General features: G+C 68.9%; 24 protein-coding genes. 21 read left to right on the top strand and 3 right to left on the bottom strand.

Features of this window, described 5'->3' with window-relative positions:
• The first annotated feature begins 105 nt into the window (after positions 1 to 105).
• The 6 genes from rpmG to FHD67_RS00860 all read left to right on the top strand — a co-directional run bounded on the left by rpmG (position 106) and on the right by FHD67_RS00860 (position 5,172).
• A complete protein-coding gene (gene rpmG, locus FHD67_RS00835; protein ID WP_042244479.1) occupies positions 106 to 273 on the top strand; it encodes a 50S ribosomal protein L33 in 168 nt (55 codons plus the stop codon).
• A 107-nt stretch (positions 274 to 380) separates the two neighbouring features.
• A complete protein-coding gene (locus FHD67_RS00840) occupies positions 381 to 839 on the top strand; it encodes a (2Fe-2S)-binding protein (protein ID WP_139597507.1) in 459 nt (152 codons plus the stop codon).
• The gene (locus tag FHD67_RS00845) at positions 767 to 3,064 is read left to right on the top strand and encodes a xanthine dehydrogenase family protein molybdopterin-binding subunit (protein ID WP_342775249.1); all 2,298 of its coding nucleotides are present in this window, start codon (positions 767 to 769) and stop codon (positions 3,062 to 3,064) included. The genes FHD67_RS00840 and FHD67_RS00845 overlap by 73 nt, the downstream gene beginning before the upstream one ends.
• Positions 3,061 to 3,675 carry a hypothetical protein gene (locus FHD67_RS00850; protein WP_139597508.1) on the top strand — a complete coding sequence of 205 codons (615 nt, stop codon included), beginning with the start codon at positions 3,061 to 3,063 and terminating at the stop codon, positions 3,673 to 3,675. Before FHD67_RS00845 ends, FHD67_RS00850 begins: the two co-directional genes overlap by 4 nt.
• A gap of 79 nt (positions 3,676 to 3,754) precedes the next feature.
• Complete coding sequence (locus tag FHD67_RS00855; RefSeq protein WP_045999376.1) at positions 3,755 to 4,588, top strand: XdhC family protein; 834 nt, start codon at positions 3,755 to 3,757, stop codon at positions 4,586 to 4,588.
• The gene (locus FHD67_RS00860) at positions 4,585 to 5,172 is read left to right on the top strand and encodes a nucleotidyltransferase family protein (RefSeq protein ID WP_139597509.1); all 588 of its coding nucleotides are present in this window, start codon (positions 4,585 to 4,587) and stop codon (positions 5,170 to 5,172) included. Before FHD67_RS00855 ends, FHD67_RS00860 begins: the two co-directional genes overlap by 4 nt.
• A 27-nt stretch (positions 5,173 to 5,199) precedes the next feature.
• Here FHD67_RS00860 and FHD67_RS00865 read toward each other — a convergent pair whose 3' ends face one another.
• Together FHD67_RS00865 and FHD67_RS00870 are read right to left on the bottom strand one after the other, a co-directional pair.
• Complete coding sequence (locus tag FHD67_RS00865; RefSeq protein ID WP_139597551.1) at positions 5,200 to 6,570, bottom strand: aspartate aminotransferase family protein; 1,371 nt, start codon at positions 6,568 to 6,570, stop codon at positions 5,200 to 5,202.
• Positions 6,571 to 6,663: 93 nt separating this feature from the next.
• Complete coding sequence (locus FHD67_RS00870; RefSeq protein ID WP_139597510.1) at positions 6,664 to 7,167, bottom strand: Lrp/AsnC family transcriptional regulator; 504 nt, start codon at positions 7,165 to 7,167, stop codon at positions 6,664 to 6,666.
• On the opposite strand from FHD67_RS00870, the gene ehuR reads away from it, so the two are divergent.
• From ehuR to doeB, 7 genes are all read left to right on the top strand, one after another.
• Positions 7,166 to 8,593, top strand: coding sequence for a MocR-like ectoine utilization transcription factor EhuR (gene ehuR / locus FHD67_RS00875; RefSeq protein ID WP_176695007.1), 1,428 nt, complete (start codon positions 7,166 to 7,168; stop codon positions 8,591 to 8,593). The two genes, FHD67_RS00870 and ehuR, sit on opposite strands and share 2 nt — an antisense overlap.
• Before the next feature lie 187 nt (positions 8,594 to 8,780).
• Positions 8,781 to 9,806, top strand: a complete 1,026-nt coding sequence (locus FHD67_RS00880; protein WP_139597512.1) for a TRAP transporter substrate-binding protein — start codon at positions 8,781 to 8,783, stop codon at positions 9,804 to 9,806.
• A 64-nt stretch (positions 9,807 to 9,870) separates the two neighbouring features.
• Entirely contained in the window at positions 9,871 to 10,536 is a 666-nt protein-coding gene (locus tag FHD67_RS00885) for a TRAP transporter small permease (protein ID WP_139597513.1), read from the top strand.
• Positions 10,533 to 11,819, top strand: a complete 1,287-nt coding sequence (locus tag FHD67_RS00890; protein ID WP_139597514.1) for a TRAP transporter large permease — start codon at positions 10,533 to 10,535, stop codon at positions 11,817 to 11,819. Before FHD67_RS00885 ends, FHD67_RS00890 begins: the two co-directional genes overlap by 4 nt.
• A gap of 10 nt (positions 11,820 to 11,829) precedes the next feature.
• Positions 11,830 to 12,531, top strand: coding sequence for a maleate cis-trans isomerase family protein (locus FHD67_RS00895; protein WP_139597515.1), 702 nt, complete (start codon positions 11,830 to 11,832; stop codon positions 12,529 to 12,531).
• 27 nt (positions 12,532 to 12,558) lie between these two features.
• Positions 12,559 to 13,755: an ectoine hydrolase DoeA gene (gene doeA, locus FHD67_RS00900; RefSeq protein ID WP_139597516.1), complete on the top strand. Its 1,197-nt coding sequence runs from the start codon at positions 12,559 to 12,561 to the stop codon at positions 13,753 to 13,755.
• Positions 13,752 to 14,741, top strand: coding sequence for a N(2)-acetyl-L-2,4-diaminobutanoate deacetylase DoeB (gene doeB, locus FHD67_RS00905; RefSeq protein ID WP_139597517.1), 990 nt, complete (start codon positions 13,752 to 13,754; stop codon positions 14,739 to 14,741). Before doeA ends, doeB begins: the two co-directional genes overlap by 4 nt.
• Here doeB and FHD67_RS00910 read toward each other — a convergent pair.
• Complete coding sequence (locus tag FHD67_RS00910) at positions 14,738 to 15,364, bottom strand: alpha/beta fold hydrolase (RefSeq protein WP_176695008.1); 627 nt, start codon at positions 15,362 to 15,364, stop codon at positions 14,738 to 14,740. The two genes, doeB and FHD67_RS00910, sit on opposite strands and share 4 nt — an antisense overlap.
• Before the next feature lie 90 nt (positions 15,365 to 15,454).
• Between FHD67_RS00910 and FHD67_RS00915 the strand changes: the two genes are divergently transcribed.
• From FHD67_RS00915 to FHD67_RS00950, 8 genes are all read left to right on the top strand, one after another.
• Complete coding sequence (locus tag FHD67_RS00915; protein ID WP_139597519.1) at positions 15,455 to 16,333, top strand: LysR family transcriptional regulator; 879 nt, start codon at positions 15,455 to 15,457, stop codon at positions 16,331 to 16,333.
• 90 nt (positions 16,334 to 16,423) lie between these two features.
• Positions 16,424 to 16,897, top strand: a complete 474-nt coding sequence (locus tag FHD67_RS00920) for a formate dehydrogenase subunit gamma (RefSeq protein WP_139597520.1) — start codon at positions 16,424 to 16,426, stop codon at positions 16,895 to 16,897.
• Positions 16,894 to 18,411 (top strand): formate dehydrogenase beta subunit, encoded by a 1,518-nt coding sequence (locus FHD67_RS00925; protein ID WP_139597521.1) that lies wholly within the window; start codon positions 16,894 to 16,896, stop codon positions 18,409 to 18,411. The genes FHD67_RS00920 and FHD67_RS00925 overlap by 4 nt, the downstream gene beginning before the upstream one ends.
• Positions 18,408 to 21,335, top strand: coding sequence for a formate dehydrogenase subunit alpha (gene fdhF, locus FHD67_RS00930; protein WP_139597522.1), 2,928 nt, complete (start codon positions 18,408 to 18,410; stop codon positions 21,333 to 21,335). The genes FHD67_RS00925 and fdhF overlap by 4 nt, the downstream gene beginning before the upstream one ends.
• Positions 21,336 to 21,337: 2 nt before the next feature.
• Complete coding sequence (gene fdhD, locus FHD67_RS00935) at positions 21,338 to 22,162, top strand: formate dehydrogenase accessory sulfurtransferase FdhD (RefSeq protein ID WP_139597523.1); 825 nt, start codon at positions 21,338 to 21,340, stop codon at positions 22,160 to 22,162.
• Positions 22,152 to 22,355: a formate dehydrogenase subunit delta gene (locus FHD67_RS00940; RefSeq protein WP_127898328.1), complete on the top strand. Its 204-nt coding sequence runs from the start codon at positions 22,152 to 22,154 to the stop codon at positions 22,353 to 22,355. Before fdhD ends, FHD67_RS00940 begins: the two co-directional genes overlap by 11 nt.
• 71 nt (positions 22,356 to 22,426) lie before the next feature.
• Entirely contained in the window at positions 22,427 to 23,383 is a 957-nt protein-coding gene (locus FHD67_RS00945) for a diacylglycerol/lipid kinase family protein (RefSeq protein WP_246071175.1), read from the top strand.
• 6 nt (positions 23,384 to 23,389) lie between these two features.
• The gene (locus tag FHD67_RS00950) at positions 23,390 to 24,181 is read left to right on the top strand and encodes a metallophosphoesterase family protein (RefSeq protein WP_139597525.1); all 792 of its coding nucleotides are present in this window, start codon (positions 23,390 to 23,392) and stop codon (positions 24,179 to 24,181) included.
• Positions 24,182 to 24,196 lie beyond the last annotated feature (15 nt).

Here is a 24,196-nt window from a genome sequence, read left to right on the forward strand (position 1 = left end):
CGGCTTTGGCGGTTGACTCCGTCACCTGCGGGGCTAAAAGGCGGCTTCGATAAGAATTCCACGGGGTTTGCGGCGCGCGATTGCCCCGAAGCAGGAGCAACAACCATGGCGAAGCCGACCACCATCAAGATCCGGCTGAACTCGACCGCCGGCACCGGCCACTTCTATGTGACCAAGAAGAATGCCCGCACGATGACCGAAAAGATGTCCGTCCGGAAATACGACCCGGTCGTGCGTCAGCACGTTGAATACAAGGAAGGCAAGATCAAGTAAGATCTTCCCATCCGACTGTGCAAGGGCCGCCATCCGCAAGGATTGGCGGCCTTTTGCCATGGATGCGCCCGCTTGCGCGACGCGGCGGGCTGCGGCAGATTGCGTCCATGCGACTGATCGTCAACGGAAACACCCATGACCTGGACGCCGACCCGCAGATGCCGCTGCTGTGGGCGCTGCGCGATCTGCTGGGCCTGACCGGCACGAAATACGGCTGCGGCATCGCGCAATGCGGGACCTGCACGGTGCACATGGACGGCATGGCGGTGCGCGCCTGCCAGATCCGCCTGGCCGACGTGGCCGGAGAGATCACCACGATCGAGGGGCTGGGTACGCCCGACGACCCGCACCCGGTCCAGGCCGCCTGGATCGAACAGCAGGTCGCCCAATGCGGCTATTGCCAGTCCGGCCAGATCATGCAGGCCGCGTCCCTGCTGGCGCTGAACACCGACCCGTCCGACGCGGACATCGACCGCGCGATGTCGGGCAACCTGTGCCGCTGCGCGACCTATCCCCGCATCCGCGCGGCGATCCGGTCGGCGGCGATCCGCATCGGGTCTGCCTGATGTCGCGTGCGGGGCGCATCGCGCGGCGGGGTTTCCTGATCGGGTCGGTCGCCGTGGCCGGGGGCGTGGCCTTTGGCGCCTGGCGCTATGCGCGCCCGCTGCCGGATCCCTTTGCGGGGACGGATGCAGGCGCGCTGAACCCCTATGTCTTGATCGACGCGGATGGCGTCACGCTGGTCGCGCCGCGCGCCGACAAGGGGCAGGGCGCCCGCTGGCTGCAGGCCGCCCTGATCGCCGAGGAATTGGACATCGACCCCGCCACCGCCCGTATCGTGCCGGGCCCGGTCAGCGCCACGTACTATAACCGCGCGTTGATCGCGGATTTCATGCCCTTTGCGCCGACCGATACCGGTTGGCTGGCCGAAACCGCGCGGGGCGCCGCCGACATTCCCGCGCGCCTGCTGGGCTGGCAGATGACCGGCGGGTCCAGTTCGACCACCGACGGCTTCGACAAGCTGCGCCAGGCGGGCGCCGTCGCGCGCGAGACGCTGAAGCAGGCCGCCGCCTTGCGCCACGGGCTGGACCGCGCCGATCTGGACACCGCAGAGGGCGCGGTGATCCTGCCCGATGGGACGCGCATCCCCTATCCCGACCTGGCCCGCGACGCCGCCGCGATGCCCCCCGTGACCCAGGTCGTGCTGCGCGACCGGTCGCAGTGGCGCTGGCTGGGCAAGCCGATGGCGCGCGCCGACGTGGTCGCGAAATCGACCGGCACGCAGGTCTATGGGATCGATCTGGTCCTGCCCGACATGCTGCACGCGACGGTGCGGATGGCGCCCTCGGGCGGGACGGTCGCACGGCTGGACCCCGTCGCGGCCGAAGGCCTGCCCGGCGTCCTGCGCGTGCTGCCGATCACCGGGGGCGTCGCGGTTCTGGCGCGCGACACCTGGTCCGCGATGCGGGCCGCGCAGGCGCTGGACGTCGAATTTGCGGCCCCCGATACGGTGGGCGATCAGCAGGCGATCTGGGCCGCGCTGCAGGCCACCCATGACGCGGGCGACATCGACAGCCGCAAGCGGGACGATGGCGACGTCGATGCGGCTGTCGGACCCGGCGATTTCACCGCCGAATACCGCGTGCCCTTCCTGGCCCATGCGCCGTTGGAGCCGATGAACGCCACCGTGCTGGTGACGGACGATGCCTGCACCATCTGGGCCGGCACGCAGGTCCCCGATTTCGCGGTCGCCCGCGCCGCCGCCCTGACCGGCCTGCCCGAAACCGCGATCCGGCTGGAGAACCAGATGATCGGCGGCAGCTTCGGCCGCCGGCTGGAGATCGACTTCATCGCCCAGGCTGTCCAGATCGCGATGGCCGTCCCCGGTCGTCCGGTCAAGCTGACCTGGTCGCGCGAGGAGGATTTCGCCCATGACCAGCCCCGCCCCGCGCAGATCGCCCGCGTCCGGGGCCGCGTGACCGCCGACGGCGTGCAGGCGCTGGACCTGGCGGTGGCCAGCCCGTCGGTCATCGCCTCCTGGTTCGGGCGCGTGGCCAGCGCGCCGCCCGGTCCCGATCTCAGCATCACCACCGGCGCATGGGACCAGCCCTTTGCGATCCCGCATTTCCGCGTGACGGGCCTGCGCGCGCCCGAATCGGTGCCGGTCAGCAGCTGGCGGTCGGTGGGCGCATCGTCGAACGGCTTCTTCCTGGGCACCGCCCTGGACGAGATGTTCGCGCAGGCCGGCATCGACCCGCTGGAGGGGCTGTTGCGCCTGTGCGACCACGCCCCCTCGCGCGCGGTGCTGGAGGGGGTCCGCGACCTGTCGGGTTGGACCGGCCGCGACGCGGGGCAGGGGCGCGGGCGGGGGGTGGCGTTCTGCCTGTCGTTCGGCGTGCCCTGCGCCCAGGTGGTCGAGGTTCAGGACACACCGCAGGGCATCCGCCTGACCCAGGCCTTTGCCGTGGCCGATGTGGGCATCGTGCTGGACCCGGTGAAAGCCGATGCGCAGCTGTCGGGCGGCATGCTGTTCGGGCTGGGCCATGCGATGAACTGCGAACTGACCTATCGCGATCACCGCCCCGATCAGACCAATTTCCATGACTACGAGGGGTTGCGCATGCACCAGGCCCCCGCCGTTCAGGTCCGCCTGCTGGAGAACGGCCCCCTGCGGGGCCTGGGCGAACCCGGCGTTCCGCCCGCCGCCGCGGCCTTGGGCAATGCGATCTTCGCCGCGACGGGCCTGCGCCTGCGCGACCTGCCCTTTGCCCGGGGGGTGCGGTTCGCATGATGCGTCTGCTGACCCTGCTGCTGATGACCGGCCCGGCCTGGGCCGAGGGTGTCATGCCCTCGATCGTCGCGCCGCCTGCGGCGGGATCGGTCAGCACCGCCGACGGTCTGGCGGCATGGGACCGTGTGCGGCAGGTCGTGTCGCATCCGCGCTGCGCCAACTGCCATGTCGGGCCCGATCACCTGCCCATGTGGTCCGGTCCCGAATATCCCGAACCCCGCCCGCACGGCATGCATGTCAGCGGCGGCGACAGCCGCATGGGGGTCGAGACGCTGCCCTGCGCCACCTGCCACGTCACCGCTTCGACGCTGGAATCGGATCCGCATCAGGCACCGAACGCGATGATCCCCTGGCAGCTGCCCCCGGTCGAGATGGCATGGTTCGGCCTGGACGGTCCCGCCCTGTGCCGCCAGCTGCGCGACCCGCAGCGGAACGGCGGGCGCGACTGGGTCGCACTGGCCGAACACCTACGCGACGATGCCAGCCACGGTGGCTTTGTCGCCTGGGGTTTCGCACCCGGCGGTGGTCGCGAACCCGCGCCCTTCGGCCTGCAGGCGCATATTGACGACGTGCTGAAATGGGGGGCAGCTGGACAACCCTGTCCGGAATGACCATCCAGGTCGCTTTTTCGGCATCCAAATCGGGCCGACTGCGTTAGGCTGCCAGCACCGATTGCCGAAAGCCTGCGCCATGTCGATTTCCGCCCCCATCACCGCCACCGCCGACTGTCCCGTCAAGGCGCTGCTGCGCCGTCCCGGCGGGTCGCTGGCCATGCTGACCGATGCCAAGGGCGGCTTTCCCCGCCGCCCTGGTGCGATGATGGCGCTGTGGCCCGATGGCGGTCGCGTGGGCCGTCTTGGCGCGGGCTGCATCGATGCGGACATCGCGGCGCATCTGAACGCGCCCGGCCCGGTGACGCGGCTGACCTATGGCGTGGGTGGCCCGGTCGATCTGCCGCTGCCCTGCGGCGGCACGGTGCAGATCGCGCTGATCCATAAGCCCGACCCCGACTGGCTGGGCGCCATCTGGGACGACCGCATCCGCCGGCGGACCGGCAGATGGTGCCTGAACCTGCGCACCGGTGCGCCCTGCCGCGCGGGCGATCCCGACCCCGACGACTTTTCCCTGGTCCTGCCGCCGCCTCCCGCGTTCCAGATCCACGGAGAGGGGGACGAGGCGCAGGCCCTGACCACCCTCGTCGCGGCGATGGACATGCCCGTGATGGGACAGGACGCGACGCCTGATGCCCATACCGCCGTGGTGACGCTGTTTCACGACCACGACCGTGAACTGCCCGCGCTGGCCCGCGCACTGCGGTCAGAGGCGTTCTACATCGGCGCGCTGGGGTCGCGGCGGGCGCAGGCGGCACGGCTGGCGGCACTGACCGAACAGGGGTTCGACCTGGCGGCGCTGGACCGGATCACCGGCCCCATCGGCGTCGTCAGCCCGGCCCGCGATCCGCGCCTGATCGCGGCCTCGGCCCTGACCCAGATCCTGGCCGCCTACGAGGTGCTGACAGCGTGACCTGCACCGGTCTGCTGCTGGCGGCTGGCGCCTCGCGCCGTTTCGGTCCGTCGGACAAGCTGCTGGCGACGGTTTCGGGGATGCCGCTTGTGGCGCATGCCGCGCAGGCGATGCGGGCCACTCCCTTCGACGACTGCATCGCCGTCATCGCCAATCCCGCACTGACACCGTTGCTGGATGGCTTCCGCATCGTCCAGATCGCGCAGGGTCAGCAGTCCGACAGCCTGCGCGCGGGCCTGTTCGCTGCCGGCAATCCTGACCGCCTGCTGATCGCGCTGGGCGACATGCCCGATGTCACTGCGGCGCATCTGACGCAGATCGTCAGCCTGGCTGCGGATGGTCTGCCGTCCTGCAGCTATGACGGCATCGCGCCCCTGCCCCCCGCCTGCTTTCCGCGCGACTGGCTGCCCCGGCTGGCGCAGCTCACCGGGGATCAGGGCGCGGGTCGGCTGCTGCGCGATCTGGCGCCGTCCAGACAGGTTCCCGCGCCGGGCCTTTTGCGCGACATCGACCTGCCCGAACAGATCAGCCCTCCGCCACCGACGCGGCCGCACGACGCCACAGGGGGGTGCGGGGGGATGTGAAATCCCCCCGCCGTCGCGGGACGCAATTCAGCCCAACACTTCGCCGACCGCCTCGGTCGTGACGGCGACGATCCGGTCGGCCTCCTCGCGCGTCAGGCACAGGGGCGGGGCAAAGCCCAGGATGTCGCCCTGCGGCATCGCCCGCGCGATTACGCCGCGCTTCAGCATCGCTGCCACGACCTTGGCGCCCTTGCCCTCGGACGCGTCGAAAAAGCGCCGGGCATCGCGGTCCGCGACCAGTTCCACGGCGCACAGCATCCCCTCGCCGCGCACCTCTCCGACATAGGGGTGATCGCCCAGGGCCGCCTGCATCTGGTCGTTCAGATAGGCGCCGACGGTGCCCGCATTCCCGACCAACCCCAGGCTGTCGATCAGCTTCAGGTTCGCCACCCCGGCCGCCGCGCCGATGGGATGGGCGGAATAGGTCCAGCCATGCCCCATCACGCCGTTCTCGTCCGTGCCGCGCGCCAGCACGTCCCAGACGCGCTGGCCCACGATGCTGGCCGACAGGGGCGCATAGGCGCTGGTCAGGCCCTTGGCGCTGGTGATCAGGTCGGGGCGCATGCCGTAATGGTCCGACCCGAACATCGTTCCCAATCGGCCAAAGCCCGTCACCACCTCATCCGCGATCAGCAGGATGTCGTGGCGGTCCAGAACCTCCTGGATGGCGGGCCAGTAACCCGCGGGCGGCGGCACGATGCCCCCCGTGCCCAGCACTGGCTCTCCGATGAAGGCCGCGATGGTGTCGGCGCCGTGTTCCACGATCAGCGCCTCCAGTTGCGCCACGCAATGGCCGACGAAGTCCGATTCCGACATGGCCGCATCGGGGCGGCGGAAATAGTACGGCGCCTCGGTATGGATCACCTGGTCCAGCGGCAGGTCGAACTTGGCGTGAAACAGCTGCAATCCCGTCAGCGATCCGGTCATCAGGCCCGACCCGTGATAGCCGCGCCACCGGCTGATGATCTTCTTCTTCTTCGGACGGCCCAGGATGTTGTTGTAATACCAGACCAGCTTGATGTTCGTCTCGTTCGCATCCGACCCCGACAGGCCGAAATAGACTCGCGCCATGCCCTGGGGCGCGCGGTCCATTACCATCTGCGCCAGCGTGATCGCGGCCTCGGACCCGTGGCCAGCATAGGCGTGGTAATAGGCCAGCTGATGCGCCTGGTCGGCGATGGCCTGTGCGATCTCGGGGCGGCCATAGCCCACGTTCACGCAATAGAGGCCCGCAAAGGCGTCCAGCAGGCGGTTGCCGTCGCGGTCGGTGATGTGACAGCCCTCGCCCCCGGTGACGATGCGCTGCGGCGCCTCGCCCCGCGCGAATTGCCCCAGATGGGTCGAGGGGTGGAAAAAGCTCTCGCGGTCCCAACGGGCCAGTTCGTCATTCGTCAGCATCATCGCTCCTGTTCCTGCTGGGGGCAGGATAGGGCGGTGGGGCCCGAAGATTTCTCTGATCCGATGGGTCCTGCCCGAGGAAATCCCTGAACTTCAGCCCTCAAGCCGATGATGTTCCAGCATGGCGCCCAAGGCGGGCTGATCCTTGACCGGCTTGGTCACGATATAGCTGAAATAGCGCCGCACACCCGCGCCGCTGTCCAGCAGCCCGTCCATGACCCCCTGGAACGCCGCCACGTCGGGGGCGATCACCGACATCAGGTAATCGAACCCCCCGCCGATCGCCCAGCAGCCGGTGACGGCGTCCATGCGCGCGATCACCGCCTCGAACCGCTGAAAGCTTTCGCTGCGGTGCTGGTCCAGTTCGACCGTGACGAAGACCTGCACATGCGGCCCCAGGGCGGCAAGGTCGATCTGGGCGCGGTATCCCCGGATCAGGCCCGCATGTTCCAGCCGCCGCATCCGGTCCCAGCAGGGGGTGGGCGACAGGTTCACGCGGGCGGCCAGGTCGGTCTTGGTGATGCGCCCCTCGCGCGACAGCACCGCCAGGATGGCGATGTCGCGGTCGTCCAGGCGCAGGCTGCGGGGCGGGATCATGGCGCGCATGTTCCCGCGCGCGGCCCGCTTGTCAATCCGCGCGCGGCGGGCGATCCTGCATCCCATGTCCCACTGGCCTCTGAGACGCACCGACATCACCCGCCCCGCCTATCGCAGCCTGGCCCAGGGTATCGCCGCGGCGATCGACGCGGGCAGCCTGCCTCCCGGCACGCGCCTGCCGCCGCATCGCGACCTGGCCTGGCAGCTGGGCGTCAGCGTCCAGACCGTCAGCCGCGCGTACGAGGAACTGATCCGCGCCGACCTGATCTCGGGAGAGGTCGGGCGCGGCAGCTTCGTGCGATCCGGCCCGCGCGAGACGATCGAGGTGCCGTGGTTCCGTGCGCCCACCGACCGCCCGCCGATCGACCTGTCGATGATGACCCCCGTGGCGCTGCCCCAGATCCGCACGGCGTGGAGCGAGACGTTGCTGCGCCTGTCGGACCGTCTGCCCGATCCGGCGATGCTGTCCTTTCGCCCGCGCCAGACGATGTCGCTGTATGGCGGCATGGCCGCGGCGTGGCTGGCGCGCTGCGGGATGGTGGTCCCGGCGCAGCGGATCCTGATCACCAACGGGACCACGCCTGCGATGTTCGTGGCGCTGCAATGCGTGGCGTTGCCCGGGGACATCATCGCGACCGAATCCGCCACCTGCCACACGCTGCGGCCCGCGGCCCAGCATCTGCACCTGCGCCTGCAGGGCATCCCCGATGACGAACACGGCATGGACCCCGACGCGCTGATCCGGGCCGCGCGGGCGGCGGGCGGGCGGATGAAGGCGGTGTTCCTGCTGCCCTCGGGCGGGGGGCCGCGGGCGCGGGTGATGGACCGCGACCGGCGCGAGGCCCTGGCCCGCGCCGCGACCCAAGCCGGCCTGATGATCCTGGAAAGCGACCCCACGGGGCCGATGCCGCCGCGCCGCCCGCCCGCCCTGTCGGGATTCGCGCCGGAACGCAGCTTCTATTTCACGGGCCTGTCGAAATGCCTGTCGCCGGGCCTGCGCCTGGGTTTTCTGGCGATGCCCGAAAAAATGGCAGAGGCCGCGCTGAACCGGCACCTGTCGATGGCCTGGATGGCCACGCCCCTGATGGCCGAGATCGCGCATGACTGGATCACCGGCGGCACGGCCGACGCGCTGCTGGCGGCGCAGCGCAGCGAACTGGCCGCAAGGAACCGGCTGGCGGTGCGCGTCCTGGGCCAGCGTGCGCAGGGGTTCCTGCACGGTTTGCACCGCTGGATGCCGCTGGACCCCGGCACCGACGAAGGCGCAGCCCTGGCCACCGCGCTGTCCCACCAGGTCGCGCTGGCGCCCGGCGCGGGCTTTGCGATCCTGCCCCAGGGGCCGGCGCTGCGCGTGTCGCTGGGCGGGGCCACGACGCGCGATCTTGAACAGGCGCTGCGCATCGTCTCGGCAGTTCTTCCGGGCTGAGGGCAGGACAATCGGGCGACCTGTTTGACTCTCGCGGTCAGAATTGTCATGATTTAATACATCAATTGACTTGGATTCCGCTTGTCCCGAACCATCGGGTCCAATCGGAACGGTCCGAAAGGTCCGAATCCTGCCGCAGAAGGGCCCGTGCGATCCGCGCGCAGGGCCCGCCCCAACAGGAGGTATCATGACCATCACCACCCGCCCCGCATTCCGCCTTGCCACCGCCAGCCTGACCGCCCTGATCCTGGGATCGGGGGCCGCCATGGCCGACACCTGGCGCTATGCCTTCGAGGAGGCGCTGGACGAGGTCCAGGGCGTCTATGCCCAGAAGTTCAAGGAGGAGGTCGAGGCCAATTCCGACCATGAGGTCCAGTTGTTCCCCTTTGGCACGCTGGGTGAATCCGACAACATCATGGAGCAGACCCAGTCGGGCATCCTGCAGTTCGTGAACCAGTCGCCCGGCTTCACCGGATCGCTGATCCCCGAGGCGCAGGTGTTCTTCGTGCCCTATCTGCTGCCCGAGGATGACGACCAGCTGTTCGCCTTCTTCCGCAATTCCGAGGCGATCAACACGATCTTCCCCGAGCTGTACGCCCAGCAGGGGCTGGAGCTGCTGAGCATGTACCCCGAGGGCGAGGTGATGGTCACCTCGAACCGGCCCATCGCGGCGCCGGCCGATTTCGACGACGTCAAGGTGCGGGTGATGACCAACCCGCTGCTGGTCAGCAGCTATCAGGCCTTCGGCGCCACGCCCACGCCGCTGCCCTGGGGCGAGGTCTATGGCGGCCTGCAGACCGGCATCGTCGATGCGCAGGAGAACCCGGCCTTCTTCATCGAATCCACCCGCATGTACGAGGTCCAGGACCACATCACCCGGCTGGGCCACAACAACTTCACCACCGCGCTGATGGCCAACCAGGAGTTCTTCGAGGGCCTGTCCCCCGAGGACCAGCAGGTGGTCCGCGACGCGGCCAAGACGGCGTTCGACCACATCATCGAATATCAGCAGGGCCTGACCGAGGCGTCGCTGGAGAAGATCACCGCCGACCGCCCCGAGGTCACCGTGACCACCCTGACCGAGGAGCAGCGCGCGCCCTTCCGCGACACCGCCGCCCAGGTCGAGGAGACCTTCCTGGAGATCGGCGGTCCCCGCGCACAGGAGGTTCTGGACCAGATGAAGGCGGACCTGTCCGCCGCGGCCCAGGGCTGATCCCGGTGCCCCGTCCCGGCCTGCGGGGCGGGGCGCCCGAGCGAACGATGATGGACAGGTGGCCATGACGCCAGAGACCAAAGGTGACCGGCCCCCAGGCCCGGCCGACGACCCGGACATCCTTGCCGCGGCCGAGGCGACGCAGGCACAGGATGACATCGACGATGCGCTGTACGAATCCGGTCTGCCCGGCGTCCTGGGCGTGGCCGACCGCGCCATCGCCCGGCTGGAGGCCATGGCCCTGGCGATCGGCGTGCTGGCGATGGCGTTCAACACCGTCGCCAATGTCGTCGGCCGCTTCGTCTTTGGCCGCTCGCTCTATTTCGCCGAGGAGGTCAACCAGGCGCTGATCGTCCTGGTGACCTTCGCGGGCATGTCCTATGCCGCGCGGCACGGGCGCCATATCCGCATGTCGGCCATCACCGACGCGCTGCCGCCCAGGGCGCGCAAGGCGATGCTGGTGGCGATATCGGCGCTGACGGCGGTGCTGCTGCTGGTGCTGGCGTGGTTCGCGCTGTCCTATGTCATGAGCCAGGCGGGCCGGGGCAGGGTTCTGCCCGCGCTGCGCATCCCGCAATGGTGGATCATCGTCTGGGTTCCCGCCGGCTTCTTCCTGACCGGCCTGCAATACGCGCTGACCGCGCTGAAGAACCTCAGGGACCCCGACATCTGGCTGTCGACCGCCGTGCGCGACGGGTACGACCTGCCGCAGAAGGACGCCGACGCATGACCACCGCCATCCTGGGCACGATGATCGTGCTGCTGCTGCTGGGCTTTCCGATGATGGTCCCGCTGATCGTCGCGTCGGTCGTGGGCTTCGTCGCGATCTTCGGTGGCATCGGCCACCTGGAGACACTGGTCCAGCAGGTCATCGCGGGCATCCAGCCCGCCAGCCTGATCGCGGTGCCGATGTTCATCTTCGCGGCCGAGATCATGACCCGCGGCCAGTCCGCGGGCCGCCTGATCGACGTGGTCATGGCCTTTCTGGGCCACGTCAAGGGCGGGCTGGCCATCTCGACCGCGGGGGCCTGCACCATGTTCGGCGCGGTGTCGGGGTCGACCCAGGCCACGGTCGTTGCGGTGGGCGGCCCGATGCGGCCGCGCCTGCTGAAGGCGGGCTACAGCGATTCCTTTACGCTGGCGCTGATCGTGAACGCATCCGATATCGCCTTCCTGATCCCGCCGTCGATCGGCATGATCATCTATGGCGTCGTGTCGGGCACGTCGATTGCGGAACTGTTCCTGGCGGGGATCGGGCCGGGGTTGCTGATCCTGGTGATGTTCTCGATCTACTCCTATGTCTATGCGGTGCGCCACGACGTGCCGACGGAACCGCGCATGCCCTGGCCCGACCGGCTGCGTGCCGTGCGCCGGGCCATCTGGCCGATGGGCTTTCCGGTGCTGATCATCGGCGGCATCTATGGCGGGGTCTTCTCTCCGACCGAGGCCGCGGCCGCCTGCGTCCTTTATGCCCTGGTGCTGGAGATGCTGGTCTTTCGACAGGTGTCGCCCCGCCAGCTGTTCGCGACCGCCAAATCGACCGGGCTGATCACCGCGGTGGTGTTCATCCTGGTCGGCGCCGGCGCGGCCTTCAGCTATGTCATCAGCTTCGCCCAGATCCCGCAGGAGATCCTGGCCGGCATCGGCATCGACGGCATGGGCCCCTATGGCGTGCTGTTCACCATCTCCATTGCGTTCTTCATCGGCTGCATGTTCGTGGACCCGATCGTGGTGATCCTGGTGCTGGTGCCGATCTTTGCGCCGGTGGTGCAGGCGACGGGGCTGGACCCGGTGCTGGTCGGCACGATCATCACTCTGCAGGTCGCCATCGGCAGCGCCACGCCGCCCTTCGGCTGCGACATCTTCACGGCCATCGCGGTGTTCCGCCGGCCCTACTGGGAGGTCATCCGCGGCACGCCGCCCTTCGTGATCATGCTGCTGACGGTATCGGTCCTGCTGATCTTTTTCCCGCAGATCGCGTTGTTCCTGCGCGACCTGTCCATCGACGGGTAAGGGGAGCCGCATGCAGGACAATCTGAACCGGTTCGGGCTGGTGGCCCTGGCCACCGACCTGACGATCGAGGGTGACGCGGCCAGCCTGATGCCGCCCGGAACCCGGCTGCACGTCACGCGCATCGCCTTCGACAACCCCACGACCGAGGACAACCTGCGCGCCACCGGCCCGCGCCTGCGCGACGCGGTGGATCTGCTGGTGCCGGGCGTGGCGCTGTCGGGCATCGGCTTCGGCTGCACCTCCGCCGCGGCTGTGCTGGGCGACACGATGGATGCGCTGGCCGGGGGTCGCGCGCCGGTGACCACGCCCGCGGGCGCGGCGCTGCGGGCGTTCGCGGCGCTGGGCGTGGCGCGGGTCACGCTGATGACGCCCTATCTGGCGGCGACGACCGACCTGGTCGGCGATCATTTCGAGTCGCATGGCATCGACGTCGTCCGCCGGTCGTCGATGGGTCATGCCGACGATCGCGACATGGCCATGCTGAACCCGACCGAGATCACCGAGATGGCGCTGGCCAGCGACCACCCCGACGCGCAGGCGCTGTTCATGTCCTGCACGGCGCTGCCCGCGCTGGACCTGATCGACACGCTGGAGGGGCTGCTGGGCAAACCGGTCGTCACCTCGAACCAGGCGCTGTTCTGGGCGATGCTGGAACGCGCGCGCATCCCGGGTCGCGGGCCGGGCGCGCTGTTTCGCACCCGCAGCTGGTAATTCACCCCCCGACGCAAGGTCCGTCCCATGCCCGAACTGCAACGCACGCCCGAACGTTTCGCGACCGAGGAATACGAGGCCCGGCTGGCCGGCACCCGCGCCCGCATGGCGCGCCAGGGCCTGGACGCGCTGATCGTCAGCGACCCGTCCAACATGGCCTGGCTGACCGGCTATGACGGCTGGTCGTTCTATGTGCATCAATGCGTGATCGTCGGGCCGTCGGGCCCGCCGGTCTGGTTCGGGCGCGGCCAGGACGCGCAGGGCGCGCTGCGTACCGTCTGGATGCCCGAGGACGCGATCATCGGCTATCCCGACCATTACGTCCAATCGACCGAGCGTCACCCGATGGAATACCTGGCCGCCCGTCTGACCGATCTTGGCTGTAACCGGGGCACCATCGGGGTCGAAATGGACAACTACTGGTATTCGGCCAAGGCCCATGCCTGCCTGGCGGCGGGCCTGCCCGATGCACGCCTGACGGATGCCGCCTCGCTGGTCAACTGGCAGCGCGCCGTCAAGACCGAGAAGGAACTGGAATACATGCGCAAGGCCGCGCGCATCGTCGAGCGCATGCACCGCCGCATCGCCGACAAGGTCGAGGTCGGCATGCGCAAATGCGACCTGGTGGCCGAGATCTATGATGCGGGCCTGCGCTATGACGAATGGTCCGGCCATGGCGGCGATTATCCGGCCATCGTGCCGCTGCTGCCGTCGGGACCGGATGCGGGCGCGCCGCACCTGACCTGGGACGACCAGCCGATGAAGCCCGAGGAGGGCACCTTCTTCGAGATCGCCGGCTGTTATCAGCGATACCACGTGCCGCTGTCGCGCACGATCTTTCTGGGCACGCCCCCCGACGCCATGCTGGAGGCCGAGAAGGCCGTCCTGGAGGGCATGGACGAAGGGCTGGAGGCCGCCCGCGCCGGCAACACCTGCGAGGATGTCGCCAACGCCTTCTTCCGGGTGCTGGACCGCCACGGCATCGTCAAGGACAACCGCACCGGATACCCGATCGGCCTGTCCTATCCGCCCGACTGGGGCGAACGCACCATGTCGCTGCGCCGGGGCGACAAGACCGTGCTGAAGCCGGGCATGACGTTTCATTTCATGACCGGGCTGTGGATGGACGACTGGGGGTACGAGACGACGGAATCGATCATCATCACCGATGGCGCGCCCGACCTGTTCTGCACCCTGCCGCGCCGGATGCTGGTGAAGGGATGACTGCGATCACGCCGACCATCCCGCTGGACGCGCCGGGCAAGCATCACGGCTTTCTGCGCATGCCCTACAGCCGCAACGACAGCGCCTGGGGCAGCGTGATGATCCCGCTGACGGTGATCCGCGGCGGCGACGGGCCCACCGCCCTGCTGACCGGGGGCAATCACGGCGACGAATACGAAGGCCCCCTGGCGCTGCAGCAGCTGGCATGGGAGCTGGAGCCCGCGCAGGTGATGGGCCGCGTGATCATCCTGCCCGCGATGAACGCGCCCGCGGTCGCGGCGGGCACGCGGGTCAGCCCCATCGACGGGGTGAACATGAACCGCGCCTTTCCGGGGCGCCCCGACGGTTCGGTCACGCAGAAGATCGCGGATTACCTTGCGACGGTCCTGGTGCCCGCCGCCGACCTGGTGCTGGATTACCATTCGGGGGGCAAGACGCTGGACTTTCTGCCCTATGCCGCGGCGCATTACCTGGACGACGCGGATCAGCAGGCGGCCTGCGTGGCCGCGATGCGGGCTTTTGGCGCGCCCTGGTCGATGATGATGCGGGAAATCGACGCGGTGGGCATGTTCGACACGACCGTGGAACAGCAGGGCAAGGTGTTCGTCACCACGGAACTGGGCGGCGGCGGCACGGCCACTGCGGCGACCGTGTCCATCGCGCTGCGCGGGGCCCGCAACGTGCTGCGCCACGCGGGCATCCTGTCCGGCCCGGTCGAGGGGGTGGACGACAGTCGCATGCTGGACATGCCGGACGATGCCTGCTTCCACTTCGCGACCCAAGGCGGGCTGCTGCATCCCCTGGTCGATCTGGGTCAGGACGTGGCCGAGGGGCAGCCGCTGGCCTGCATCTGGCCCGTGGACCGCACCGGCATCGCGCCCGTGACGGTCTGCGCGAACCGCCCCGGCCTGCTGGCTGCGCGGCACTTTCCGGGGCTGGTGCAGACCGGCGACTGCCTGGCGGTGGTGGCCGTCCCCACGCCCTAGCGCGCGATCGCGTTGATCAGGTCGGCCAGCCCCTGCGGGTCGGACTGGAAGGGCGAATGCCCCCAGGGCCGGTGGTGCAGGTGATCGACCGGCGCGCGGTCCAGCATCGCGCGCTGCGCGGCAGGCAGGATGGCGCGGTCCCGGTTGCACAGGACATAATGGCGGGTGGTCTGCTTGCGCGGACCCGGCAGCGGGTCGCGGAGCGGGCCGACCGGCTGGGGCCGCAGGCGGGACAGGTCGGCGTCGGCGCAGTTGTCATACAGCATCGCCCGCGCGGCGTCCGGCGGCAGAACCAGCCGCCCCAGGTCGTCGCGCGGCCAGTTCCGGGGCGGCGTGGGGATCAGCCGGTCCAGCGACGCCACGCTGTCGCCCGGCAGCGGCAGATAGGAACACAGGTGGATCAGCACCCGCGGGGCCGGATCCATCGCCTCGGCCAGCATGCCGCCCAGGGAATGACCCACCACCACCGGCGCCCAAGACAGGGCCGCAGCGCAGGCGGCCAAGGTGTCGCCCGCCACATCGGGACAGGCCACGCGCCAGCCTTGCGCCCGCAGCAGGGCCGCGGTCCGGTCCCAGCACCAGCCGCCGTGCCATGCCCCGTGGATCAGTAAGATATCTGTCATGCCCCGACCCTGACCCGCGACGGCCCGCGCGGCAAGTCCTTGACCGCGCCCACACGGAGGCGCCTGATGGCAGCCAAAGGGGGACCGCGCATGATCGACAAGCTGGAGATGTTCCTGGCCGTGGCCAAGGAGGGCCATTTTGGCCGCGCCGCCGCGACCATCGGCGTGACCCAGCCCACGCTGTCCGCCGGGATCAAGCAGCTGGAGGAGAGCCTGGGCGTGCTGCTGATCTTTCGCGGATCGCGCTATGGCGGGCTGACACCCGAGGGGCAGCAGGCCTTGGTCTGGGCACGGCGCATCGTGGGGGATACCCGCCAGCTGCGCGACGAGATGCGGGCCGTCCGCCACGGCCTGTCGGGCCGGCTGCGTATCGCGGTCATTCCCACCGCGCTGACCTGGGCCGCACGGATCAGCGCCCGGTTCGGGGCGGCGCATCCGAACGTGGGCTTCACCATCCTGTCGCGCACCTCGGCCGAGATTTTGCAGATGATCGACGACCTGGAGGTGGATGCCGGCATCTCGTATCTGGACAACGAACCGCTGGGCCGGGTCAGCAGCGTGCCGCTCTACGACGAACGCTATCTGCTGGTCGCGCATCAGGATCACCCGCTGGCGGCGCAGGCGCAGGTCGCGTGGTCTGATCTGGACGGTCAGCGGCTGTGCCTTCTGTCACAGGACATGCAGAACCGCCGTATCATCAACCGCACCCTGACCGCCGCAGGCGTGGTGCCGCAGGCCACGGTGGAATCGAATTCGACCGTGGTGCTGGTGTCGCATGTGATGGCCGGTGGCTGGCTGACCATCCTGCCCGAGGATATCGCCGGTTTCCTGGCGCAGGGCAAACCCTTGCGCCTCATCGCGCTGGAGGGGTCGGCACCGGGCCACGCCGTGGGCCTGATCGCCCCCTGGCGGGAGCCGCACACCCCGGTTCTGGAGGCGCTGCTGAGCGAGGCGCGGCGCATGGTTTGATAGAAATGCTCTATCGTTCAACGGAACTGCGATATTGATTTCAGATGGTCCCCGCTGTCTTCTGGGGAACGGATATCTGAAAGGCCAGCCATGCTGAACGACGCGCCAGCCCCGACCGCGGACGAGATCCGCGATGTCGTCACCCCCCTGACCGCGCTGGAGGGGCCGCTGCTGCCGATGCTGCATGCGATCCAGGCGGAATGGGGCCACGTGCCGCAGGCCGCCGTGCCGGTTCTGGCCGACGTGCTGAACCTGGGCCGGGCCGAGGTGTATGGCGTCATCAGCTTCTATCACGATTTCCGCGACCATCCCGCCGGGCGTCACATCCTGAAGATCTGCCGGGCCGAGGCCTGCCAGTCGATGGGCGGCGCCGCGATGGCCGCGGGCGTTCTGGACCGGCTTGGTGTGGACTGGCATGGGACCACCGCCGACGGGGCCGTGACGGTCGAGCCGGTCTATTGCCTGGGCCTGTGTGCCTGCGGTCCGGCCGCGATGCTGGACGGGCAGCTGATGGGACGGGTCGACGGCGACCGGTTGGTCGCCGCGCTGGAGGCCGCACGATGAGGATCTTTGTTCCCCTGGACAGTGCCGCCAAGGCGCTGGGTGCCGATGCCGTGGCCGACGCCCTGACGCAGCAGATCGCCGCGCGGGGTCTGGATGCCCAGGTCGTGCGCAACGGGTCGCGCGGCATGGTCTGGCTGGAGCCCCTGGTCGAGATCGAGGCCGACGGCCGGCGTCTGGCCTATGGCCCGGTGACGCCCGCCGATGTGGGCGCGCTGCTGGATGGCACGTTGCCCTGCCTTGGCCGGGTCGAGGACATTCCCTTCTTTGCGCGCCAGACGCGACTGACATTCGCGCGCTGCGGGCTGATCGACCCGCTGGACCTGGACGAATACGAACGCCATGGCGGTCTGGCGGGGCTGCGCCGCGCGATCGGCATGGACGGCGCGGCGATCGTGGCCGAGGTCATGGCCAGCGGGCTGCGCGGGCGCGGCGGCGCAGGCTTTCCGACCGGCATCAAGTGGAAGACCGTGGCCGATGCGGTCGCCGATCAGAAATACATCGTCTGCAATGCCGACGAGGGCGACAGCGGCACCTTCGCCGACCGGATGATCATGGAGGGCGATCCCTTCACCCTGATTGAGGGGATGGCGATCGCCGCCCTGGGGGTCGGGGCGACGCGCGGCTATGTCTACATGCGGTCGGAATACCCCGTGGCGATCGACGTGCTGGAACGCGCGGTCGTCATCGCCCGCCAGCGCGGCATGCTGGGTGCGGATGTGCTGGGCTCGGGGCGGGCCTTCGACATGCAGGTGCGGGTCGGCGCCGGCGCCTATGTCTGCGGAGAGGAGACCAGCCTGTTGAACAGCCTGGAGGGCAAGCGCGGCACGGTGCGCGCCAAGCCCCCGCTGCCCGCGTTGGAGGGGTTCCTGGGCAAGCCGACGGTCGTCAACAACGTCATCAGCCTGGCCACCGTCCCGGTGATCTTCGAACGGGGCGCGCAGGCCTATGCCGATTTCGGGCTGGGGCGGTCGCGGGGCACCGTGACCCTGCAGATCGCCGGCAACGTCGCGCGCGGCGGCCTGTTCGAGACCGCCTTCGGGATGTCGCTGGGCGAGGTCGTCAACGACATCGGCGGCGGCACCGCGACCGGGCGTCCGGTCAAGGCCGTGCAGGTCGGCGGGCCGCTGGGCGCCTATATGCCCGTCAGCAAGTTCGACACGCCGATGGGATACGAGGATTTCGATGCCGCGGGCGGGCTGATCGGCCATGCCGGGCTGGTCGTGTTCGACGACAGCGCCGACATGCTGCAGATGGCGCGTTTCGCGATGGAATTCTGCGCGGTGGAAAGCTGCGGCAAGTGCACGCCCTGCCGGATCGGCGCCGTGCGGGGGGTCGAGACCATCGACCGCATCGCCGCGGGCGACCCAGGCGCCGCCGCCCTGCTGACCGATCTGTGCGAGACGATGAAGGACGGGTCGCTATGCGCCCTGGGCGGCTTCACGCCCTATCCAGTCATGTCCGCGCTGACGCAATTTCCCGACGATTTCGCCACCCATAAGGAGGCCGCGGAATGAAAGACTTCATCATCCCGGAATTCGCGCCCGGCGACGACCGTGACATGGGCACGCCTGCGCGCAGCGGCGCCCCGGTCGCCCTGACCATCGACGGCATCGCGGTGATCGTGCCCGAGGGAACGTCTGTGATGCGCGCCGCCATGATGGCCGACGTGCAGATCCCCAAGCTGTGCGCCAGCGACAACATGGAGGCCTTCGGGTCGTGCCGCCTGTGCGTGGTCGAGATCGAGGGGCGGCGCGGGACGCCCGCATCCTGCACGACCCCCGTGGCCGAGGGGATGGTGGTTCACACGCAGTCGGCCAAGATCCGCAAGCTGCGCAAGGGCGTGATGGAGCTGTATATCAGCGACCACCCGCTGGATTGCCTGACCTGTTCGGCCAATGGCGATTGCGAGTTGCAGGACACGGCCGGGCAGGTTGGCCTGCGCGACGTCCGCTATGCGCCGGGCGACAACCATTTCGACCCGTCGGGAACGGGCGCGCGGTCGCAGGCCGAGGCCCGGCTGCGCGGGGGGCATGACAACCCGCAGTTCATTCCCAAGGACAACTCCAACCCCTATTTCACCTATGATCCCAGCAAGTGCATCGTCTGTTCGCGCTGCGTGCGGGCCTGCGACGAGGTGCAGGGGACGTTCGCCCTGACCATCGAGGGCCGGGGCTTCGACAGCCGCGTCAGCGCCGGGACCAGCGCCGACGATTTCTTCTCCAGCGATTGCGTCAGCTGCGGTGCCTGCGTGCAGGCCTGCCCGACCGCGACCCTGCAGGAGAAGTCGGTGGCCGAACTTGGCACGCCCACGCGGTCGGTCATCACCACCTGCGCCTATTGCGGCGTCGGCTGCAGCTTCAAGGCCGAGATGAACGGCGACCAGCTGGTGCGCATGGTGCCCTACAAGCACGGCAAGGCGAACCGCGGGCACAGCTGCGTCAAGGGGCGGTTCGCCTATGGCTATGCCGCCCACCAGGATCGCATCCTGAAGCCGATGATCCGCGAGCGGATCGAGGACCCGTGGCGCGAGGTCGCCTGGGACGAGGCGCTGGCCTTTGCCGCCGACCGGATGCGCGGCATCCAGGAACGGCATGGGCGGCGGTCGGTGGGGGTCATCACCTCCAGCCGCTGCACCAACGAGGAGACCTATCTGGTCCAGAAGCTGACCCGTGCGGTGTTCCTGAACAACAACACCGACACCTGCGCGCGGGTGTGCCATTCGCCCACGGGATACGGGTTGGGCAAGACCTTCGGCACCTCGGCCGGGACGCAGGATTTCGACAGCGTGGAACAGACCGACGTGGTGCTGATCATCGGGGCCAACCCGACGGACGGCCATCCGGTCTTTGCCAGCCGCCTGAAGAAGCGCCTGCGTCAGGGGGCCAAGCTGATCGTCGTCGATCCGCGCCGCACCGACATCGTGCGGTCCGCGCATGTCGAGGCATCCCATCACCTGCCGCTGCGCCCCGGCACCAACGTCGCCGTCATCAGCGCCATGGCGCATGTGATCGTGACCGAGGGGCTGATGGACGAGGCCTATATCCGCGACCGCTGTGATTGGGACGAGTTCCAGCATTACGCCGAGTTCATCGCCGATCCCCGCCACGCCCCCGAGGCGACCGAGACCCTGACCGGCGTGCCCGCCGCAGAGCTGCGCGCCGCCGCACGGCTGTTCGCGACGGGCGGGAACGGCGCGATCTATTACGGGCTGGGCGTGACCGAGCACAGCCAGGGGTCGACGACCGTGATGGCGATCGCGAACCTTGCGATGCTGACCGGCAATATCGGGCGGCCCGGCGTGGGCGTGAACCCGCTGCGCGGTCAGAACAACGTGCAGGGCGCCTGCGACATGGGGTCGTTCCCGCACGAGCTGCCGGGATACCGCCACGTCAAGATGCCCGACGTGCGCGCGATCTTCGAGAACGCCTGGGGGGTCCAGATCGACCCCGAGCCGGGCCTGCGCATTCCCAACATGCTGGATGCCGCGGTGGAGGGGACCTTCAAGGGTCTCTACTGCCAGGGGGAGGACATCCTGCAATCCGATCCCGACACGCATCACGTGGCGGCGGGCCTTGCCGCGATGGAATGCGTGATCGTCCACGACCTGTTCCTGAACGAAACGGCGAATTACGCGCATGTCTTTCTGCCCGGATCGTCCTTCCTGGAAAAGGACGGGACCTTCACCAATGCCGAACGCCGCATCAACCGTGTGCGCAAGGTCATGGCGCCCCGCAACGGCTATGAGGACTGGGAGATTACCCAGATGCTGGCCAACGCGATGGGGGCGGGGTGGCATTACACCCACCCGTCCCAGATCATGGACGAGATCGCCGCGACCACGCCCAGCTTTGCGGGCGTCAGCTATGAGCGGCTGGAGGAGCTGGGCTCGGTGCAGTGGCCCTGCAACGAGGCCGCGCCCACGGGCACGCCGCTGATGCATGTCGACGGGTTCCAGTCGGGGCGCGGGCATTTCGTGATCACCGAATACATCCCGACCGACGAACGCACCTCACCGCGGTTCCCGCTGCTGCTGACCACCGGTCGCATCCTGTCGCAGTACAATGTGGGCGCGCAGACCCGGCGGACCGAGAACACCGCCTGGCACGGCCAGGACGTGCTGGAGATCCATCCGCATGACGCCGAGACCCGCGGCATCCGCGACGGCGACTGGGTCCGGCTGGCCAGCCGGGCGGGGGAGACCACGCTGATGGTGACGCTGACCGAACGGGTGTCGCCGGGTGTGGTCTATACGACCTTCCACCATCCGGCGACGCAGGCTAACGTGGTGACGACCGATTTTTCGGACTGGGCGACGAATTGCCCGGAATACAAGGTCACCGCGGTGCAGGTCAGCCCCTCGAACGGTCCGTCGGACTGGCAGGAACGCTATACTGCACAGGCCGAAAGGTCGCGGCGGATCCTGTCAGCCGCGGAGTGACGATGAACCTGCCCGACCCCACGACCCAAGCCCCCGCCACCCATGTCCGCGCGGCCAGCCGCGCGGATGTCACCCGGACCCTGCCGGAGGAGATGGCCGTGGCGATGGTCTATGGCGGATCGACCCAGGCCGTCATGATGGCCACGCCCGCGGATCTGGAGGATTTTGCCGTGGGCTTTTCCCTGACCGAGGGGATCGTGACCGACCCCGCCCAGATCGAGCGGCTGGAGGTTCTGGCCCATCCCCGCGGCGTCGAGGCGCAGATGTGGATCGCGGATGACCGCACCGACGCGCTGGCGGCGCGGCGCCGCTTCATGGCGGGGCCGGTGGGCTGCGGGCTGTGCGGGATCGACAGCCTTGAGGAGGCGGTGCGCGCGCTGCCCGACCTGTCGGGCGCTGGGCCGGTGCTGGATGCAAGCCAGATCGCGCGGGCGACCGACGATCTGCGCGGCTGGCAGCCATTGCATGACCGGACCCGCGCGGTCCATGCGGCAGGCTTCATGATCCCCGGACGGGGGATCGTGCTGGCGCGCGAGGATGTGGGCCGCCACAACGCCTTGGACAAGCTGATCGGCGCAATGGCGCGGCAGGGCATGGATGCGGGGCAGGGCGCCTTTGTGCTGACCAGCCGCGTGTCCGTCGAGATGGTGCAGAAATGCGCCTTGGCCGGGGGCGCGGTGCTGATCGCCGTGTCCGCCCCTACCGCTCATGCGCTGCGGCTGGCGCAGGGCGCGGGCATCACCCTGGCGGCCTTTGCCCGCGGCGAGGGCTTTGATCTGTTTTCCCACCCCGAACGGCTGCGCGCCGAGGTGTCCGATGTCGCCTGACAAGATGGTCCTGATGGTCAACCAGATCGCCGGTTTCTTTGACACCCAGCCCGGCGGCGCAGCACCCGAAAAGATCGCCGCCCATCTGCGCGATTTCTGGGAGCCGCGGATGCGCGAACAGCTGGTCGCCTTTGTCGGCGGCGGCGGGCAGGGGCTGAAACCGTCGGCCGAGGCGGCGGCCCGGCTGCTGTAGATGCAACCCTGCGGCGGGGTTGGGTGTTCGGTGCCCAGCAGATGACAATCACGGCCGGGGACAGTCCAGCGATGCAGCACAAGACCGATGGGTTCGACCTGGCCAGTGCCAAGGTCTGCGTCGTGATGAACCGCGGATCGGGCAAGAAGAAGCATGTCGAGTTGCGCGAGATGCTGAACGAACGGCTCGCACCCGCCTGCGGCAGGTTCGAGCTGCGCGAGAGCCGGAAGGGGAGCGACCTGCCCGCGCTGGCGCGCAAGGTCGCGACTGAGGGGTTCGATCTGGTGATCGCCGCGGGTGGCGACGGCACGCAATCGGCGGTGGCCGGTGCGCTGGTTGATCGTGACGTCGTGATGGGCGTCCTGCCGGGCGGGACGTTCAATTATTTTGCCCGCGACCTGGGCGTCGGAGAGACCGTCGAGGAGGCGCTGGACACGATTTTGGACGCCCGGGTCGAGGCGGTCGATGTCGGCGACGTCAACGGGCTGATCTTTCTGAACAATGTCAGTCTGGGCGCCTATCCGCAGATCCTGAAGACGCGCGAGGGGATCTACAAGCGGTGGGGGCGGTCGCGGATGGCGGCCTATTGGTCGGTGCTGGTGGCGCTGCGGCGCCTGCGGCGCCCGATGCAGCTTGTCGCCCGCGTCGACGGGCAGGAGAGCCGCTATACCAGTGCCTTGGTCTTTGTCGCGCGCAGCGCCTATCAGTTGGACAGCTTTGGGCTGGAGGGGGCGGAGGAGATCCGGCGCGGCGAATTCGCGGTGCTGATCGCCAAGGCGAAGCACCCCCTGCCGTTGATGCGGTCCGCCCTGCGCATGGCGATGGGCAAGAGCGCCAAGAACGACGACTTCGACCTGATCCTGACGGACGAGCTGACCATCGAGACGCCCAAGCGGCGCCAGCTGATCGCCCATGACGGCGAGAAGACCGCGTTGGAGAGCCCCTTCCGGCTGAAGGTGCGCCATGACGGGCTCAAGGTTCTGCTGCCCCGCGACGGGGTCAGCAAGACCGAGCAGCCGAAGGGCTGACCACCGGTGACGCGCATCCTTCATCTGACCGACCTGCATTTCGGATTTCACCGTGCCGCGTTGGAGGAGCCGCTGCTGGCGCGGATCGCGGCGCTGCGCCCCGACCTGGTGGTCATCGGCGGCGACATCACGCACCGCGCGCTGCCCCCGCAGATGCGGCAGGCACGCGCCTTTCTTGACCGCATCGAGGCGCCCTTGATGTGCATGCCGGGCAATCACGACGTACCGGCATGGAACCTTGTGGCGCGGATGTTCTGGCCCTTTGCGGGGTTCCGGCGGCATTTCGGTCCCGTGCTGACACCGGTGGGGCGGGCGGGCGACGTGCGGGTCATGGCGCTGAACAGCGCCGATCCCTATGCCTGGCAGCGCGGCAAGATCCGCGAGGGCGAGATCGGCCGCGTCATCGGCAATGTCGACGCGATGGGCACCAATATCGTGGCGCTGCATCATCCGCTGCAACAGCTGCCGCGCGTCGACAAGGCGCTGGCACGGCGCGCGTCCGAGGCGCTGTACCGGCTTGAGGCGTCGGGGGTGCAGGTGGTCCTGTCGGGGCATCTGCACCGTTGGGCGACGGACGCGTTGCTGGCGACGGGGCGCCATCCGCGCGTGCTGCAGATCCAGACCGGCACGGCGCTGTGTGCGCGCATCACCGACGGGCAGAACGAGTTCGTGCTGCTGGAGATCGACGGCCCGGACCTGCGGCTGGAGCGGCATGTCGCGCCGATGGACGCCAATGGCTTTGGCACCCCCGAGATTGCCGATTACAGCCGCGTGTCGGGCGTGTGGAGACGCGTTTAGGCGTTGAAATTGGCC

This window comes from Paracoccus haeundaensis, assembly GCF_006239215.1.
In the GTDB taxonomy this organism is placed as follows: Bacteria; Pseudomonadota; Alphaproteobacteria; order Rhodobacterales; family Rhodobacteraceae; genus Paracoccus; species Paracoccus marcusii.